Raw genomic sequence first — 17,479 nt, 5'->3', positions numbered from 1 at the left:
GTTTGCGCGGTCTCGGGCGAAATGGTGCGTGGCGAACGGGCTGGGCGTGAGGATTTGTCGAGCAATGCGGGCGCGCCACCGGCCAGGTAGCGGGCCAGCCATTTGCGTGCGGTGACGGCACTGACGCCATGTGTGGCACCGGCTTGTTCCGCGGTGTGGCGCCGCTGGGTGATGTCTTGAACCATTTCAAGGCGACGAAGGTAGGTCAATCGGGCATTCTTATGGGTGTTCATCCGGATCGGGGCTCTGTAGTGACTGGGGGTTTGGCGATTTCCAGTCTCTCAAAATCTCACCGGGTGAACACCCGCAACAACCTATTGAACCTTCACATCTAGCCCGGCACACTGCGGCATCTTCCGTGTCGACTAGCCGCCATGCCGCTGACTTCCAAACTGCCCGATGTGGGCGTCACCATTTTTACCCGCATGTCGCAGCTGGCGGCGAGCTGCAAGGCGGTCAATCTGTCGCAGGGCTTCCCTGATTTCCCGTGCGACCCGGCACTGTTGCAGGGTGTGACCGAGGCCATGCAGGCCGGCCACAATCAATACGCACCGATGACCGGCCTGCCGGCATTGCGCGAGGCCATTGCAAGCAAGCTGCAGCAATCGCTAAACGTCCATGTGGATGCAGAGCGGGAAATCACCGTCACCGCCGGTGCCACGCAGGCGCTGTTCTCGGTGATTGCCAGCGTGCTGCATGCGGGCGACGAGGCGCTGATCCTGGAGCCGGCCTACGACAGCTACGCGCCGGCCATCCTTGCGCAAGGGGCGGGCGTGATACGTGTTGCATTGCGCGCGCCGGCGTTTGCCGTCGATTGGGATGAGGTCGAGCGTGCCGTCACGCCGCGCACGCGGCTCATCATCGTCAACAATCCCAACAACCCGGCCACCAGCGTGTTCGGCCCGGCCGATCTGGATGCGCTGGCACAACTGGCCGAGCGGCACGATCTGCTGGTGCTGGCCGACGAGGTGTACGAGCATCTGGTGTTCGACGGTCGCCAGCACCACAGCGTGTTGGCTCACCCGGTGCTGCGGGCGCGCAGCTTTGCCGTCTATTCATTCGGCAAGACTTTCCACGCCACCGGCTGGAAGGTGGGCTATTGCGTGGCGCCACCCGCGCTGAGTGCCGAGCTGCGCAAGCTGCATCAATATCTGGTGTTTTCGGTGAGTACGCCGATGCAGCATGCGCTGGCGGCCTACCTGCAACAGCCGGCGCACTGGCAGGGCTTGCCGGACTTTTATCAGGCGCGGCGCGAGCGTCTGGCGCCTGGCCTCACGCAGGCCGGCTTCCAGCTCTTGCCCAATGCCGGCACCTATTTCCAGCTGGCCGACTACAGTGCCATCCGCCCCGATCTGGGCGAGCTGGATTTTGCCGAGTGGCTGACGCGCAGCTACGGCGTGGCCAGCATTCCCGTATCGGCGTTCTATGCCGACGGGCGCGATCAGCATCTGGTGCGCTTCTGCTTTGCCAAGCAGGACAGCACGCTGGACGAGGCGATCAAGCGGCTGGCCGAGTTACGCTGACGGCCCCGGGCGGTTCTGCAGATGGCCCTCGTGGTCTTGATAAAGCGCAAGGCGGTGTGAGATGGGCACTAGTCACCAGCTGGCGAACGCTGCCGGCAGTGCCGGCTGCTGATAAACTCGCGGCATGAAACGCGAGTTCGACATCCTCATCGTTGGCGGTGGTCTGGTTGGCGCAGCGCTGGCTGCCAGCCTGCGTGATACCACATTTGAAATCGGCCTGATCGAGGGCAAGCCGCCCGCACAAAGCTGGCCGGAAGAAGAATGGGACAGCCGTGTCTACGCCATCAGCCGCGCCAGCCGGCGCCTGCTGCAGGATATCGGCGCGTGGCAACGGCTGGATACGGCCCGGCTTGGCCCGGTGGCAGCAATGCAGATTTATGGCGACGACAGTCGCAATGCACTGGCCTTCGATGCACTGGAAGCCGGCGTTGACGATCTGGCCGTCATTCTGGAAAGCCGGCAATTACAGGCCGCGCTGTGGCAAAGCGCCGGCGATGCGCCCAATGTCAGCCTGATCGCGCCAGCACGGCCGGTATCGTTCAGCCAGCATGCAGAAGGCGCCACCGTAGTGCTCGACAACGGTGACGAACTGCATGCCCGGCTGGTAGTGGGGGCCGATGGCGCGCAATCGTGGCTGCGCCAGCAGGCCGGCATCACCACGCGCAGCGAGCCGTACCAGCAGTGGGGCGTGGTGGCCAATTTCACGATAGAGCGCCCGCATCTGGGCGTGGCGCGGCAATGGTTTTTTGACGATGGAGTACTGGCCTGGCTGCCCTTGGCTGGACAGCGCGTGTCCATCGTCTGGTCTTGTGGCGAAGCGCAAAAGGACGAACTGCTGGCGTTGTCGCCGGAGCAACTGGCCGTGCGGGTGGCCGATGCCGGTGGCAACTTGCTGGGGCGGTTCAGCACCATCACGCCTGCGGCAGCGTTTCCGCTGCGCCTCACGCATGTTGATGAGCTGATCAAGGCCGGTGTGGCGCTGGTCGGCGATGCCGCCCATACCGTGCATCCGCTCGCCGGTCAGGGCGTCAACCTGGGTTTTGGCGATGTGGCGGAACTTGCACGCCTGCTCAAGGCCGAACATCCGGGGCGCTGTGGTGATTACCTGGTGCTGCGCCGCTATGAACGCGCACGGCGTGAATCGATTTATTTGATGCAGGGGGTATGCCACGGCCTGCAAAAGCTGTTCAATAACAGCAATCCGTGGCTCAAATCGCTGCGCAATTTCGGGCTCGGGCTGACCGATGGCCTGCCGTGGCTCAAACAACAACTCATCCGTCATGCGATGGATCACTGAAGCAAGGAAATGTCCGTGAAGAAATTGACTCGTCTGCTGGCCGCCGCCGGTCTGGTTGCCCTGACCGCGTGCTCGGTCAACGCTGCCGATACCGTGCCCAAGGATCTGAAGGCCAAGCTGCAGAAACAGTTGCCGGATCAGGAAATCACCTCGGTCGGCGTATCGCCGGTCAAGGGCCTGTACGAAGTCGTGCTGGGCAAGAACAATGTGGTGTACGCCGATGAAAGTGGTGCTTATGTCTTTGTTGGCGATCTGATCCAGCTCTCCAGCAAGCAAAGCCTGACCGAAGCGCGCAAGACCGAGCTGATGAAGACCGACTTCGCCAAGCTGCCGTTCGACCGTGCCATCAAGGAAGTGCGCGGCGACGGCAGCCGCAAGCTGGCTGTGTTCTCCGACCCGGATTGCCCGTTCTGCCACAAGCTGGAAAAGGAAAGCCTGAACGGCGTGACCAACGTCACCATCTATACCTTCCTGTTCCCGCTGCCGATGCATCAAGACGCCGAGCGCAAGTCGGTTGCGATGTGGTGCGCATCTGGCACTGGTCCTGCAGCATGGCGCGCCTGGATGGACAACAACAAGCTGCCGGAACCAGCCAAGACCGATTGCGCCAACCCGGTGAAGGATAATCTGGCACTGGGTGAGCAGTTGGGCATCAGCGGTACACCCGCGCTGATCTTCACCAATGGCAAGATCGTGCCGGGCGCGATCCCCAAGGCCAAGCTGGAAGAATTGCTGGCGGCTGCGGCCAAGTAAGTGGCGTGCCCCGCATGAAAAAACCCCGCTGCAGCGGGGTTTTTTCATGCCTGCCCACCAAAGAAATACCACGCAATAAATCTTTCACCACTGCGTTACTCACACGTCATTTCTTTTCAACACTTCTAGACGACTATGCGAATTCCAAATCACAAGGGTGGGGAGTTTTCGCATGAGCATGTCACGTCGCCGTTTTCTCAAGCTGGGTGGCGCCAGCGCATCGCTGGCCGCATTGCCGCTGAGCCTGCAGAAGGTATTGGCTGCCGGCACCCAGTCGGGCAGCCTGGCTTCGGTTGCACACGTGGTGATCCTGAGCCAGGAAAACCGCTCGTTCGACCACTATCTGGGCACGCTGAACGGTGTGCGCGGCTATAACGATCCGCATCCGCTGCGCCTGCCGGATGGCAGCAGCGTGTTTGCACAGAAGAATGCCAGCGGCAGCGCCATCTGGCCGTTCCGCCTCAACGGCAGCACCACCAACGGCCAGTGCATGGTCGACGTGACGCATGACTGGTCCACCGGCCGTGGCGCCATCAATGCCGGCAATATGGACAAGTGGGTGCCCAACAAGGGCAACTACGGCATGGCGTATTACAACCGCAACGACATTCCGTTCCACTACGCGCTGTCTGATGCCTTTACCACCTGTGACCACTACTTCTGTTCGGTCGATACCAGTACCAACCCCAACCGCCTGTTCCTGATGACGGGTTCCAACGGCGCCGGCCTGTGGAGCGGCGGCGCGGTGATGGACAACACCGAATCGACCGCCTTCACCTGGACTACCTATGCCGAGCGCCTTGAGGCTGCCGGCATCAGCTGGAAGGTCTACCAGGAAAGCGACAACTACGACGACAACGCGCTGGCCTGGTTTGCCAACTTCAAGAACGCGGCCACCAGCTCCAACCTGTACAAGCGCGGCATGGCACGTTTCGCGCGTACCCAGTTCGCCACCGATGTGCAGAACGACACGCTGCCGGCCGTAAGCTGGATCATCGCCCCGGCCGCATTGTCCGAGCACCCGAACCACAGCCCGAATGCCGGTGCCGACTACGCCAAGATTTTCCTTGATGCGCTGGCCAGCAACCCGGCGGTATGGGCCAAGACCGTGTTCATTTATACCTATGACGAAAACGGCGGCATTTTCGACCACGTGTTGCCACCGATGTCGCCGTCCGGCACCGCCAATGAATGGAGTGGCGGCTATGCCATCGGCCTTGGCCAGCGTATCCCCACCTGGCTGATCTCGCCGTGGAGTGTGGGGGGCTGGGTGCACAGCCAGACCAGCGATCACACCTCCACCCTGCGTTTCCTGGAAAAATTCACCGGCGTACAGGAGCCGAATATCAGTGCATGGCGTCGCAGCGTGTGCGGCGACTTGATGGATGGTTTCGATTTCACTGCCAGCGGTTACGGCTTCCCGTCCACCCTGCCGAATACCGCCACCCTGGCGTCCGATGCGGCCTATGCTTGCGCCAACCTGCCAGCAGCCCAGCCGAATGGTGAAAAGGCCGCACCCGTGATTGAAACCGCCGGCGCCCGCCCGCTGCGCCCGGTAGCCGTGCAGCCCAGCCTGAATGCTGCCGTGAACCCCAGCACCAAGAAGATCACGCTCAGCTTCAGCAACAGCGGTACACAAGCCGCTGCGTTTGACATCCACGGCTACACCTACCTGACCTTCAGCCCGATCTTCGCCACTGTGCCGGCCAGCGGCACGCAAAGCCAGGTGATCGATGGCACCAATGCCACCAGCGGTCGCTTCGATATTGCCGTGCACGGCCCGAACAGCTTCTACCGCCGCTTTGCTGGCAGCTTGTCGGCCACGGCCTTCCAGAACGGCGCGTATCCGGAAGTGACCGTCACGCCGAATGCCGGCGGTGGTTCGGTCAGCATCACCATCCAGAACCGTGCCGCAGTGGCGATCACCGTCAACCTCGACAACTATCTGGCCGGCAGCCGCACGCCGCAAAGCGTTGCGGCCAATGGCTCGGTCACGCTGACGCTGGGCACACTCAACAACTGGTATGACTTCATGCTGCTGGTGTCGGGCGATACCGGCAATACCTTTGTTTACGAGTATTGTGGCCACATCGAAGGCGGCAACAGCATGACCTTCCCGGGGCGCCAGGCCATTGCCGGTGTCACCCCGACTGCCACGCCAAGCCCGACTCCGACGCCCACACCGATACCGGGCGCTGGCTTCAGCGCCGCGCTGCTCAGCGGCCTGACCCATTACTACCGGCTGGAAAATGGCGTGACTGACGAAGTGGGCGGCAGCGCGCTCACCGTAACCGGCCCGGCGGCCTATGACACCGCAGGCAAGTACACCACTGCGCTCAAACTCGATGCCACGCAGGCCGCATCGGCCTATCTGCCGTTCGACATGAGCACCGGCCCGGCCAGCTTCACCTTTGGTTTCTGGGTGAAAATGCCGACCGGCATGACCACCGAAACCAGCGTGGCCACCAACAAGGACTGGGCAACCGGCAAGAACGCGGGTATCTCCATCGGCACTACCGGCGATGGCCGCTTCAAGTTCAACATCGGCGACGGCACCAACCGTGCCGACGGCTATATCGCCATGGTGGTGGGCAGCTGGATCTATGTGGCGATCTCGCTCGATACCGCCAACAAGAAGATGATCTGCTACGCCAGCAATGCGGCTGGCGTGGTCAGCACCACTACGGTCAGCTACAGCAATGTCACCGGCAACATCGTGCCGAGCTACAAGCGCTGGGCGCTGAACGAAGATGCACGCGGCGACTATTACAGCCGTTTCCCGACCGAGAAATACGTGCTCGAGTTCGACGACGTGGCTGTGTGGAACCGCATCCTCAGCGCCAGCGACATCGGCGCGATTGCTGGCGCCAACCAGCCGCTGCAGACCTTGCGCACCGCGCCGACGGCAACACCGACCCCCGCGCCTGCTGCATGGAGCGTAGCGCTGCTGGGCAGCCTGGCGCACTATCACCGCTTCGACGGCGACGGCATCGACGATGTGGGCGGCAACACCGCCACCTTTGTCGGCACCACCACCTATCCGACCGGCCAGTACGGCAGCGGCATCCAGCTGTCGGCCCCGTCCGGTGCGGCGGCCTTCCTGCCGTATGACGTCAGCGCCAGCAACAACGCCTTCACCATGGGCTTCTGGGTGAAGATGCCGTCCGGCATGGGCAGCAACATGACCAGCGTGACCGCCAACAAGGATTGGGCAACCGGCGCCAACTCGGGCATTTCGATTGGTCACTCTGGCGATGGTCGTTTCAAGTTCAATATCGGTGACGGAACCAATCGCGCCGACGGTTACCTGGCCATGCCGACTGACGTGTGGTGCTATGTGGCAATCTGCGTCGACAAGACCGCCAAGACCATGCGTTGCTACGCCAGCCAGTCGACCACCGACGTGCGCGAAGCCGCCGTCACCTTCAGCAACGTCACCGGCAACATCGTGCCGAGCTACGGCCGCTGGGCGCTGAACGAAGATGCACGTGGCGACTACTACAGCCGCTACCCGGCCGAGAAGTTCATCCTGGCCTTTGACGACGTGGCGGTGTGGACACGTGCGTTGTCCTACGACGAAATCAAGGCGATTGCGGCTTCCGGTGCGCCGATCTCGTCGCTGCGCAGCAGCGGTACGGCTGCTGCCATGGCGCTGAGTGCACCGGTGGCGATTGCCACCTGCGCTGCAGCGTGGAACAGCAGCACCAGCTACGCAGCCGGCGCAACGGTCAGCTATTCGGGCGTGAACTACGTGGCCAAGTGGGTGACGGCGGGCGAGCGTCCGGACTTGAACAGTGGTGCGGCCAAGCCGTGGACGGTAGTGGGTAACTGCCAGTAATCAGCAGTGCGTGTAAAACAAACAACCCCGCTGCGGCGGGGTTGTTTGTTCTGGTGCTGGCAACGGGCCCATCAACCCGTTGCGGCCTGCAGCACCGGCTGCTGCGCCGCGCTTTTGCGCAGTCGCAGGAAGTAAACGCAGTACATGCCATCCAGCACGGTGGCGCCAGCGCACAGCCACAGCAAAAAAGCGTCGTGTGGGTAGTGCAGCAACATGAACACCGACACCAGCAAAGTGCCCAGGCTGCGCAGCCAGGTCACCGTCCACGCGTGGCCGATGGTCGAGGGCTGTTGCACCAGCAACAGCAGGCACAGCGCGCTGATGATGAACTGGCATACATAGGCCGAGCGTGCGCCGATGGGCGTATCCAGCCCGGACAGCGTCATGGTCCAGTACACACCGATGAAAAACAGCACCGTGCCGCAGACAATGGGCAGGTAATAGTGGCGCAGCTGCGGCTGGGTGAACTGGTCTACGCCCAGCTTGAGCACCTGCCAGAAAATGAACAGGTCAAAGAACAGCCAGGCGCGGTAGGTCCACACCAGGAACACGCCCATATCGGTATGCAACAGCACGCCCCAGACGAATTCCCACGCCAGATTGCTGGCACCGGCCAGCACGGCCATTTCCACCACCTTGTATTGCCTGGCCTGGATCAGCACGAATACATAGGCGATTACCCACAGCAGGCAGCCGCTGGCAAACACGGCCAGCTCGGGCGTGGTGTAGATGCTGCCATCGACACTGACACGATTGAACCATGCAGCCGGATCGTTGATGTCGCTCATTGTGGTTGCAATGCCTGTGCCGGAATGCGGAACGGGCGGCCTTGCGCTGCACCGGCCCAGTGTTTCTGCAGTGCTTCCATCAATGCCTGGCCGTATTCGGCCATGAAGCTCTGCGCGGTATGCGAGCTGCCCGCCAGCCTGGCCTTGATGCGGAACACCCAGCGCAGCAGGTCGATGGCCCACTGCCACCAGCCGCTTTGCTGCAAGCCCAGATAGCCAGCGTTGCGCCGGCCCAGCAGCGAGGCCATGAGCGCCGGCACCAGCCCGTGTGCAACCTCGGGCAGGTTTTGCTGCAGGAAGGCAACGTGGGCCTCGGTCAGCAACAGGCCATCGGCGCTGTGGCCGAAGTTGCGCCGTGCAATGGCCTGCCACTGCCGGCGTGCCGCAGCGATATCGGCCGGCATGCCGGCCGGGTCTATGCCCAGCACTTCGCCGATCACCTTCCACAGGTAGAGCTGGTCTTCGGCATCCTGCGCGCTGACCGGCACGCCCAGCGCGCGCAAGCCCTCGATGGCCTCCAGCGAGAAAGCCAGCAGGGTGCCCATCAATTCTTCCTGATTGATCGGCTCGCCCCAGTCTGCTGGCCATCGGCCATCGGGCCAGTGGCGGTTGATGCGGGCAAAGTGGCGGATGGCCGCATGCATCAGGCGCACGCGGCGTATGGTCAACAAGCCCTTGCCGCCGGGGGCAAGACCGCCGGGCTCGGCGGCATCGAGGATGAAGCGCAGGGTTTCCGATGCCCGCCGTTCGAAGTGATCCGTCAGTTTTCCGGTGGATGCCAGCACCTGCGCCCCGCCCTGGCGGCCGGTGTAGAGCACCGGCAGCGAGCGGCACAACAGGCTGACACCGAACTGCGCACCATAGGTGGTGAAGAAGGCCTGCGCGCGCGCCAGCCGTGCCATGTCCACGTCGGCCGGCAGTTGCGCCGTGGCGGCCAGATAGCTTGCCAGCGCAGGCGGCGCGTGCTCGGGCAGCGCGCCCTGGCCGTTCAGGTGGTCAAGCACCTGATTGGCTTGCTCGACTTCGCCATGCGCCAGCAGCGCATCCATACACTGGTCTGCCAGTGGATCGGCGCTGCGTTTCAGACGATCCAGCGTAATGTCGGTCCAGATGGCTTCGCTCATAAATACTTTCTTTAATCTGAATTGGCACAAACTTATATTAGAATAAATCCCGCGTGGTATGTAGCTGTCTTGCTATGGCAATACAACCGTTGAGCCAGCCGACTGCCCCGCAGGCTTGCAGTGCCGGTATCATGGCCCCCGATATTCTTTCTTGTGGATTTTTGCCAACGTCATGTCTGGTTTGTCAGGCGGTCTCTGTTGCTGTCGAAAGCTGATCGCTTTACTGATCAGCCTGCTGGCCTGCTGCACCCTGTTGTGGGCGGCGCCGGTTGCGGCAATCAATGTGACGCCACTGACGGCTGGGCAGCATCTGGACGGCAGCCTGACCCTGTATGAAGACGGCACGCGCAAGCTGACAGCAGAAGATGCTGCGGCATTGCTGGTGCGCGGCGATTTCACACCGCCGCAGGGTCTGCAGCGCTCGCGCGGCTACAGCGCATCGGCATGGTGGCTGAATTTCAAGCTGACCAATCCCGGCAACGAAGCGCTGAAAACCTATGTCGAATACAGCGATGGCCTGATCGGCAACGTGTCGTTGTACACCCGTGGCGCGGTCGGCCCGGCTGCCTTTGCCGCGTGGCAGGGGCAGCATTTCCGTGCCATGCAGCGCGAGGGCGAACGCCCCTTGCCGACGGTCAGACCCGTATTCGAGCTGTCCATACCCGCGCATGGCAGTGTCGACGTGCTGATGCGTGTGGCATTCGACGACGCCAGCGGCATGGCCGGCCCGATCTATTCCGATGTGCGCATCTGGGGCGAGCAACCGTTCCTGCAGGCCAATACGCACGAGCTGTTCCTGCTGGGGGCGATGATCGGCGTGATGCTGCTGGTGGCCTTTGCATCGCTGATCGGCTTTGCTGCCACGCGCGACCGCACCTTTCTTTACTACGGCCTCAATCTGCTGCTGCTCACGCTGTCCTTCCACAGCGCCACCGGGGTATGGCCGCTGCTGCTGTGGAACGGGCATTTCAGCCTGACCCTGTTGTTTGCCATGAGCGGCATCTATTTCATCTGTGCCGCCTTGTTCGTGCGCAACTACCTGCGCACGCCGCAGATCGCACCCCGGCTTGATCTGGCCTTGCGCGCCATCGTGGCGACCGGTGCGCTGGGCACCCTGCTGGCGGTGTCGGGTCTGCCGCAGTACTCGCTCTATGTGCTCGAATTCGGCGGCATGGGCTTTCTGATTTACATCATTGCCAGCCTGCAGGCGGTGCGGCACGGCGTGGCGGGCGCCAAGCTGTTCCTGCTGGCGTGGGCGGTGTATTCGATCTCGCTCTCGGTCACTTGGGGGCTGCGCGATTACGGCCTGATCGAGCATGACACCTTCAGCTACCGCTTCATTTTCTTCGGCATCGTGCTGGAGATCGTGCTGTTCAGCATGGCCATGGCGCTGCGGGTGGCGCAGCTGCGCCGCAAGAAGGAAGAGGCCGAGGCCGCCTACCGCACGCAGTTGCAGCAGGAGGCCACCATGCTGGAAGGGCTGGTGCTGCAGCGCACGCAGGAGCTGGATGCTGCGCGGCGCGATGCCGAGGCCGCCAACCGTGCCAAGAGCGATTTCCTTGCCCACGTCAGCCACGAAATCCGCACCCCGCTGACCGCCATCCTGGGCTACGCCGAGCGGCTGGGCAACGAACAGGCGCTGTCGGTGCAGCAGGCACGCTGGCTGGGGCAGATCGGCGACAGCGGCGACTATCTGCTTAGCCTGATCGGCAATGTGCTGGATGTCAGCCGGCTGGAGGCCGGCAAGGTCGACGTGCATGAAAGTGCGCTGTCGGTCGAAACCCTGGTGCGCCAGCTGCAAGGCTTGTTTGAAGAGCAGGCGGCCCGCAAGGGCATCGCGTTTGAAATCCACGCCGAGGCGCAGGGCTGGTTCAGCCTGGATGCCGGCAAGTGGCGGCAAATCCTGGTCAACCTGATCGGCAACGCGGTCAAGTTTACCGAGGAGGGCGGTGTGACCGTGCGGCTGGATCACGAGCGTGACCCGGACGGCTGCAACTGGCTGCTGGCTGAAGTCAGCGATACCGGGCCGGGCATCGGTGATGATGAAGCGGCGCGCATTTTCGAGGCTTTCGAGCAGACCGCCAGCGGCCGGCGGGCCGGCGGGGCCGGGCTGGGCCTGGCCATTTGCCGCAACTTCATCGGCCTGATGGGCGGCAATATTGCGCTGGTGCGCCGCAGCAGCGGCGCCTGCTTTACCGCACGCGTGCCGGTGCAGCCCTGCTCGCCGCAGGAAGAACAAGCCGAAGTCAGCATCCGTCTGGACGGCATGACCGTGCTGGTGGCCGAGGATCACCGCATCAACCAGGAGCTGCTGTACGACATGCTCAGCAGTGCCGGTGCGCGCGTGCTGATGGCCGAAGACGGGGCCGAGGCGCTGGATATCTGGCGCAGCGGCATGCAGGTCGATCTGGTGCTCACCGACTATCACATGCCCTTGCTCAGCGGCATGCAACTGTCGCGCGGATTGCGCCACCTCGGCTATCGGCAGCGCATCATCCTGGTCAGTGCCGGGCACTCGCCGGGGCAAGAGGCCCTGCAGGAAGCCGGCATCGACGACTGGGTGGGCAAGCCGTTCAGCCGCCGCACGCTGCTGGCCGCGCTGGCCGGGACCGCATCGCCTGCCACGGTGCAGGAGCAGGCCGACGCCCGCGAGGACGGCGAGGAAACTTTGGCGCTTGATCGTGCCGCCGCCGCACTGGGCTACAGCATGGAGCGTTTTGTGCCGCTGGCAGAAAAGGGCCTGTCGCGTATCGGCGCGCTGCTGGCCGCCTGTGGTGTCGAGCATGACATGGCCGCACAAGGGCGGCATGCGCACAGTGCCAAGGGAATTTCAGGGCAGGTGGGGGCGTTCCGCCTGATGAGTGCACTGGCCCTGCTGGAGCACGACCCGGCCAACACCGATCTGCTCGACGGTGCGCAAACCCTGCTGGCAGAGGCCAGCGCCGCGCTGGCGGAAACCAGCGTCACGCTGGGCGAGCAACGGCTGACGCGCTCGGCTTGAGCGCCTGCCGGTTCCGTGTTGTTGTACGACCGGCAGCAAGAACCCGGCAAAGCCGGGTTCGCGCCTGTTGTTGAAGGCCAAGCACCAGCGCTCGTCGTCATTTGATTCCATGCCCCCGCTCTCGCCGTCGCGAGGGCGCCTCGCTCAAGCTGGCACCGTTTTCAGGCGTTCGAATCAGAGGCGCGCATGCCCGGCAAGGGCTCAGCCAGCCGCATCCACCGCGCTGCGCAGCTTGGCGATATCCACGTCATTCATGTAACGCTTGATGTTCTGCCACATGGCATGAAAGCCGTAGCCGCCGTTCTCCAGCTCGTCCAGCGCTTGCTGCTTGCTCCAGCCCTGATACACCACGCGATACAGCGCTGACACCAGCCCGGTGCGGTCGGCACCATGCTGGCAATGGATCAGGACGGGGCCGTCGCGGTCGAGGTGGTGCAAGGCGCGCAGCGCGGCAATCATGTCCTGGTCGCGGATGTTCCAGGTATTGATGGGGATACGCAGGATCTCGATCTGGCTGTCGGCCAGTATCTTGTCGTCCGAATGGAAGGCGCGGAAGCTGATCACCTTGCGCACGCCCAGTTGCTTGAGCTGGGCCACGTCGTCGCGCGTGAGCGCCGCGCTGCGATAGAGCTGCGGGGTGATCCGGTACAGATTGCTGATCGGGCCATTGCCGACCGGCTGGGCCCATTCCGCCGGGCGGTGGGCGGGAACGGCGGCCTGTTCGGCGTGAACCGGCGCGGCCAGCAACGCCAGCAGCAGCAACGAAACAAAACGCGGGTCACTCATGCTTCATTCCTTGAAACAGCCGGGCGGCGTTGCGACAGCCACAGCAGGCTGGCGGCCACGGCGCCCATGGTCCAGTAATCGGTGGGGGCAAAGGCGATCCAGTGCTTGTGCCACGGCACCTGTGCCGGCGTGAATCTGGCAATGCCATAGGCCGGGTTGAGCACGAACCACAGAAAGTCTTCCGCAATCCAGAACAGCATGATGCAGGCAATGATGCGGGCCTCGATGCGCCACGACCATTGCCCGGCAAACACGGCCGGAAAATGGAAGAACAGCGCAACGAAGGGGAACACCCAGGCGTGGTAGCCGGTCATCGCGCGACCACCCCAGAAAATGTCCAACAGCCAGTGTTTCTCTACCCGCCACGTGGGCAGGTTGGCGGCCCAGCCGGCCGCGCCTTCGATCTGGATTTCGACGTTGGCAAAAAAATAGCCCAGCAGCAGCACCCACAGCACCATGGCCCAGGTGCGGCCGTGTGGCCGCGTCATGCCTTAGCCCCGGCCGGGCCGGCCAGCACGCGTTCCAGCACCGTGCGGGCCGCATGCGGGCGGCCCAGCGTGGCGATGCGCGCGCGCATGTCGGCCAACCGCTGCGGTTGCTCCAGCAGCGCGCGGATACGGTATTCCAGCGCGGTGGCATCAATGGCCTTCAGCGCCACGCCTTGCTCCAGCAGGAAGTCGGCATTGCGTTCTTCCTGACCAGGGATGGGCGAGTTGATGATCATCGGCAGCCCCATCGCCAGGCATTCGGACGTGGTCAGCCCGCCCGGCTTGGTGATGACCAGATCAGCACAGGCCATCAGCCGCTCCACCTTGTCGGTAAAGCCCTGCGGGAACAGGCGGCCCGGATGGCGCGCAGCCACTTCATGCAGCGCGGCCAGCATGGCTTCGTTCTTGCCGGCCATGGCAATCAGCTGGAAATCGCCCGGCATGACCAGCAAGCGCTCGGCCAGTTCGGGCAGGCTGCCCAGCCCGGCACCCCCAGCCATCATCAGGAAGGTGGTGCGTTGCGGGTCCAGCCCGTATTCGGCAGCGCAGGTAGCCCGGTCTGGCGGCACGGCAAAGGTCGGCATGATGGGAATGCCGCTCACGTGCACGGCTTCCGGCGCCAGGCCGCGTTCGCGCATGCGATAGGCAATCTCGTCATTGGCGGCGAAATAGCCGCTCATATGCGGCACGATCCACATGCTGTGCAGATCGAAATCGGTGACCTGCACCCACACCGGCACATCCAGCCGACCCTTGCGCAGCTCGCGCGACAGCAGCTCGGCGGGCAGGAAATGCGTGCAGACGATGGCATCCGGCTGCATGGTCTTGATTTCGGCCAGCAGGGTACGGCAATTGAGGCGCTCGACCGCGCGGCGCAGCTTCTGGCCAAATGCACTCTGATCGGCCGCATCTGTTTTCTGGTACAGATAACCCCACAGCGCCGGGTGATTGCTGACCAGCTTGATATAGAAATCGGTATAGAGGGTGCGAAAGCCGTTGCTGACGTAGGCCATCACATCCAGATGCGTGGCCTCGACCGGTTCGCCCATGGCGCTGGCGGTGGCGGCAATGGCTTGCGCGGCACGCATGTGGCCGGCGCCGGCGCTGACACTGAGAAGCAGGATTTTTTTCATGCGGGGCGGATATGCAGGTGTGAGCCAGCCGGCATTGCAGCAGATCGGCAAGCGGACGGCGTTGAAAAATGTACGGCCGCGCTGTGTGCGGCCCCACATTGCTGCCACCCGCAGGCCCCGTGCAACGCCAGTTGCTCCGGGGATGCGGGTGGGCAGATGCTTATTTCAGCTTGCTGTTCATGCAGCCGGCGCTGGTGCACTCGCGATAGCGCTCGGTGAGGAACTGGGCGCGCTCGGTGGTGGTGCGGGTGGCGCATTCCAGGTTCACGTAAAAGCCCTTGGCATCGCTATAGCTGCACTCGCTGTTGCGGCTGCTGATCCAGGCCAACTGGCCTTTCTTGAGCGCGGCCTTGCCGTCGGCATCCAGCACTTTCACCAGCTTGCCATAGGCTTCGTTGAGGTCCTTGTCGGCCTGCAGATAAACCTTGTCCAGACAGTACAGATTGTCGAAGTCGTTCTTGGGCTTGTCACAGGCCGAATTGGCGCTAGCGAAGGCGGCGGTGGCCAGCAGGGCAGCGGCCAGCAGGGTCTTTTTCATGGGGCTCTCATCCAGATAGAAGGGCGGGGGTAAATAGCTTACCCCCACTATGACGCAGCATGGCCGCGGATGAAAGCAGTCTGCCTTATAGTGCCGGGCTTTGGTACTGCCGGTACAATTTTTCGATACCGGCTTCCAGCTCGGCGCTGATGACGATCTCGCTACTGCCGATGTTTTCCGCCAGCTGCGCCATGGTGGTGGCGCCGATGATGGTGGTGGCAACAAACCAGCGGCTGCGCACAAAGGCCAGTGCCAGTTGAGCGGGTGTCAGGCCATGCTCGCGCGCCAGCGCTGCGTAGGCGGCCACGGCTTCATCGACGAAAGGCTTGCGGTAGCGCACGCCGAATTGCGGAAAGCGCGTCATGCGCCCGTCGCGGTCATCGCCGGTGATGTATTTGCCGCTCAGCAGGCCGAAGGCCAGTGGGCTGTATACCAGCAGGGCGACCTGCTCGCGGTGGCAGGCTTCCACCAGACCGGATTCAAACGCGCGGTTGATCAGGTTGTAGACGTTCTGGATGCTGCGCACGCGCGGCAGCCCGTGTGCATCGGCCACGCGACCCCATTCGGCCACGCCCCAGGCGGTTTCGTTGGAGACGCCCAGATGGCGCACCTTGCCGGCCTGCACCAGCCGGGTCAGTGCTTCCAGCTGTTCGTGGACGGATGGGGTATCGGGCTTTTCGTCGGCCGGGTCATACAGGCTGTTGCCGAACATGGGCACGGCGCGGGCTGGCCAGTGCACCTGATACAGGTCGATGTAATCGGTGCGCAGCCGGCGCAGCGAATCGTTGCAGGCCTGCTCGATCTGCGCAGCGGTAAACTGCGGGCCGCCACGTATCCATGCCATGCCGCGATTCGGCCCGGCCACCTTGGTGGCCAGTACGATCTGGTCACGCGGCTGCTTTTCCAGCCAGCTGCCCACGTATTCCTCGGTACGGCCCTGCGTGTTGCCATTGGCCGGCACCGGGTACATCTCGGCGGTATCGACGAAATTGATGCCGCCTGCCACGGCTGCGTCGAGCTGTGCATGTGCGTCGGCCTCGCTGTTCTGCTCGCCAAAGGTCATGGTACCCAAGCACAGCGCGGAAACGTTCAGATCAGTGCCGGGCAGCTGGCGGTATTGCATGTTGTTACTCCAGATGAAGCAGGCGAGGAAAAAGGGCCGGCAGAGCCGGCCCTTGTCATATTCGGCTTATTTCTTTTTGTCGAATATCGGGGTTAGCGTGTAGCCCTGCGCGCGCAGGCTGGCAATCAGGCCATCCTTGCCCGGCAGATGCAGCGCACCCACGGCGATGAAGCTGTTGCCCTTTTCCAGCAGCGGCTGCATGCGCTCGGTCATGCGCACATTGCGGTCGGACAACATGGTCTTGTTTTTCCACTCGTCGAAATAGGCTTTGGCATCGGCTGGCAGATCGACTTCATCCTTGTCGGCAAACTTGACCATGCCGTCCAGATCACGCTTCACATACAGGCCGATCAGCTGCTTGTAATAACCTTCCAGCTTGGATTGCTGGTTGATCAGGCTGTCCAGCAGCACCAGCTGCTTGTCCCGTGGCATGTCCTCGAACACGCTGATCTGCTCTTCCACGGTTTCGAGGCCCACATAGTCCTTTTCACCTTCGATAGACATCTTGGCCAGCAGCAAGTCCAGCGGCGGCTCGCCGCTCTTGTGCAACGGCACCATCAATTGCATGGCCACGGCCCACGGTTTCATGCGGCGGGCAGCCACTTCGGGATAGCTGCGTGCTTCCAGTTCGGGCAGCAGCTTGTTGTAGCGGTCTGCGCCGATGATGTCGACCAGCTTCTGGTCTTCCGGCATCAGCATGGCCTTGGCCAGTGTCATCATCATGTTGAAGTCGAGCCGGACTTCGGTGGCGACATGATCGGCGTTGTCAAAGGCGGTCTGGATGGGCTTGGACAGCGTGGTGACCTTGGGGTCAGATACATGCGCGGTGCCGAACAGCCACGACGATTTCACGCCGGGCTTGTCGATGCGCCACAACACCGCGGCCGGTGTAGCCTCGGCAGATACCTTGGTGACGGGTTTGGCCGCCAATGCCGGCAGCGGGGCAAGCAGGCTGGCCGCACACAAGGACAGCATCAGGGAGCGAAAACGCTTGAACATGGACGGTCTCCGTAAACAGAGCGCCAAGTATAGCGGGGATGGCCTTGTCTGGGCTGCCGCCGCACGGGCCTGTTGGGCCCATGCCGCA

The 17,479-nt window shown here is 63.0% G+C and carries 14 protein-coding genes; 5 read left to right on the top strand and 9 right to left on the bottom strand.

Annotated elements, in window-relative coordinates:
• Positions 1-233: leucine zipper domain-containing protein (locus tag B9A19_RS12410; protein ID WP_139798810.1), on the bottom strand; the 233-nt coding region annotated here is incomplete at its 3' end.
• Positions 234-374: 141 nt separating this feature from the next.
• On the opposite strand from B9A19_RS12410, the gene B9A19_RS12405 reads away from it, so the two are divergent.
• The 4 genes from B9A19_RS12405 to B9A19_RS12390 all read left to right on the top strand — a co-directional run bounded on the left by B9A19_RS12405 (position 375) and on the right by B9A19_RS12390 (position 7,411).
• The gene (locus B9A19_RS12405) at positions 375-1,523 is read left to right on the top strand and encodes a methionine aminotransferase (RefSeq protein WP_084091111.1); all 1,149 of its coding nucleotides are present in this window, start codon (positions 375-377) and stop codon (positions 1,521-1,523) included.
• A 124-nt stretch (positions 1,524-1,647) separates the two neighbouring features.
• A complete protein-coding gene (locus tag B9A19_RS12400; RefSeq protein ID WP_084091110.1) occupies positions 1,648-2,820 on the top strand; it encodes a UbiH/UbiF family hydroxylase in 1,173 nt (390 codons plus the stop codon).
• Positions 2,821-2,829: 9 nt separating this feature from the next.
• Positions 2,830-3,573: a DsbC family protein gene (locus B9A19_RS12395; RefSeq protein ID WP_084091109.1), complete on the top strand. Its 744-nt coding sequence runs from the start codon at positions 2,830-2,832 to the stop codon at positions 3,571-3,573.
• 172 nt (positions 3,574-3,745) lie between these two features.
• The gene (locus B9A19_RS12390) at positions 3,746-7,411 is read left to right on the top strand and encodes a phosphocholine-specific phospholipase C (protein ID WP_084091108.1); all 3,666 of its coding nucleotides are present in this window, start codon (positions 3,746-3,748) and stop codon (positions 7,409-7,411) included.
• Positions 7,412-7,482: 71 nt separating this feature from the next.
• On the opposite strand, the gene B9A19_RS12385 is transcribed toward B9A19_RS12390, so the two are convergent.
• On the bottom strand, positions 7,483-8,199 hold the full coding sequence (locus B9A19_RS12385) for a transmembrane-type terpene cyclase (RefSeq protein ID WP_084091107.1): 717 nt from the start codon (positions 8,197-8,199) through the stop codon (positions 7,483-7,485).
• A complete protein-coding gene (locus B9A19_RS12380) occupies positions 8,196-9,323 on the bottom strand; it encodes an oxygenase MpaB family protein (RefSeq protein ID WP_084091106.1) in 1,128 nt (375 codons plus the stop codon). Before B9A19_RS12380 ends, B9A19_RS12385 begins: the two co-directional genes overlap by 4 nt.
• 283 nt (positions 9,324-9,606) lie before the next feature.
• Between B9A19_RS12380 and B9A19_RS12375 the strand changes: the two genes are divergently transcribed.
• Positions 9,607-12,324, top strand: a complete 2,718-nt coding sequence (locus B9A19_RS12375; RefSeq protein ID WP_176216907.1) for a hybrid sensor histidine kinase/response regulator — start codon at positions 9,607-9,609, stop codon at positions 12,322-12,324.
• Positions 12,325-12,525: 201 nt separating this feature from the next.
• Here B9A19_RS12375 and B9A19_RS12370 read toward each other — a convergent pair whose 3' ends face one another.
• The 6 genes from B9A19_RS12370 to B9A19_RS12345 all read right to left on the bottom strand — a co-directional run bounded on the left by B9A19_RS12370 (position 12,526) and on the right by B9A19_RS12345 (position 17,391).
• Positions 12,526-13,110 (bottom strand): dual specificity protein phosphatase family protein, encoded by a 585-nt coding sequence (locus B9A19_RS12370; RefSeq protein ID WP_084091104.1) that lies wholly within the window; start codon positions 13,108-13,110, stop codon positions 12,526-12,528.
• Positions 13,107-13,598 carry a hypothetical protein gene (locus tag B9A19_RS12365; RefSeq protein WP_084091103.1) on the bottom strand — a complete coding sequence of 164 codons (492 nt, stop codon included), beginning with the start codon at positions 13,596-13,598 and terminating at the stop codon, positions 13,107-13,109. The genes B9A19_RS12370 and B9A19_RS12365 overlap by 4 nt, the downstream gene beginning before the upstream one ends.
• Complete coding sequence (locus B9A19_RS12360; RefSeq protein ID WP_217807051.1) at positions 13,595-14,731, bottom strand: MGDG synthase family glycosyltransferase; 1,137 nt, start codon at positions 14,729-14,731, stop codon at positions 13,595-13,597. The genes B9A19_RS12365 and B9A19_RS12360 overlap by 4 nt, the downstream gene beginning before the upstream one ends.
• A gap of 160 nt (positions 14,732-14,891) precedes the next feature.
• Entirely contained in the window at positions 14,892-15,269 is a 378-nt protein-coding gene (locus B9A19_RS12355) for a lysozyme inhibitor LprI family protein (protein WP_084091102.1), read from the bottom strand.
• An 85-nt stretch (positions 15,270-15,354) separates the two neighbouring features.
• Complete coding sequence (locus B9A19_RS12350) at positions 15,355-16,392, bottom strand: aldo/keto reductase (protein WP_084091101.1); 1,038 nt, start codon at positions 16,390-16,392, stop codon at positions 15,355-15,357.
• Between the two features lie 66 nt (positions 16,393-16,458).
• On the bottom strand, positions 16,459-17,391 hold the full coding sequence (locus B9A19_RS12345; protein ID WP_084091100.1) for a TraB/GumN family protein: 933 nt from the start codon (positions 17,389-17,391) through the stop codon (positions 16,459-16,461).
• Positions 17,392-17,479: the final 88 nt, after the last annotated feature.

The sequence above is a fragment of the Andreprevotia lacus DSM 23236 genome, from assembly GCF_900176275.1.
Lineage (GTDB): Bacteria > Pseudomonadota > Gammaproteobacteria > Burkholderiales > Chitinibacteraceae > Andreprevotia > Andreprevotia lacus.
The sequence above is the reverse complement of the archived record's forward strand: the minus strand, read 5'-3'. Positions and strand labels throughout refer to the sequence as shown.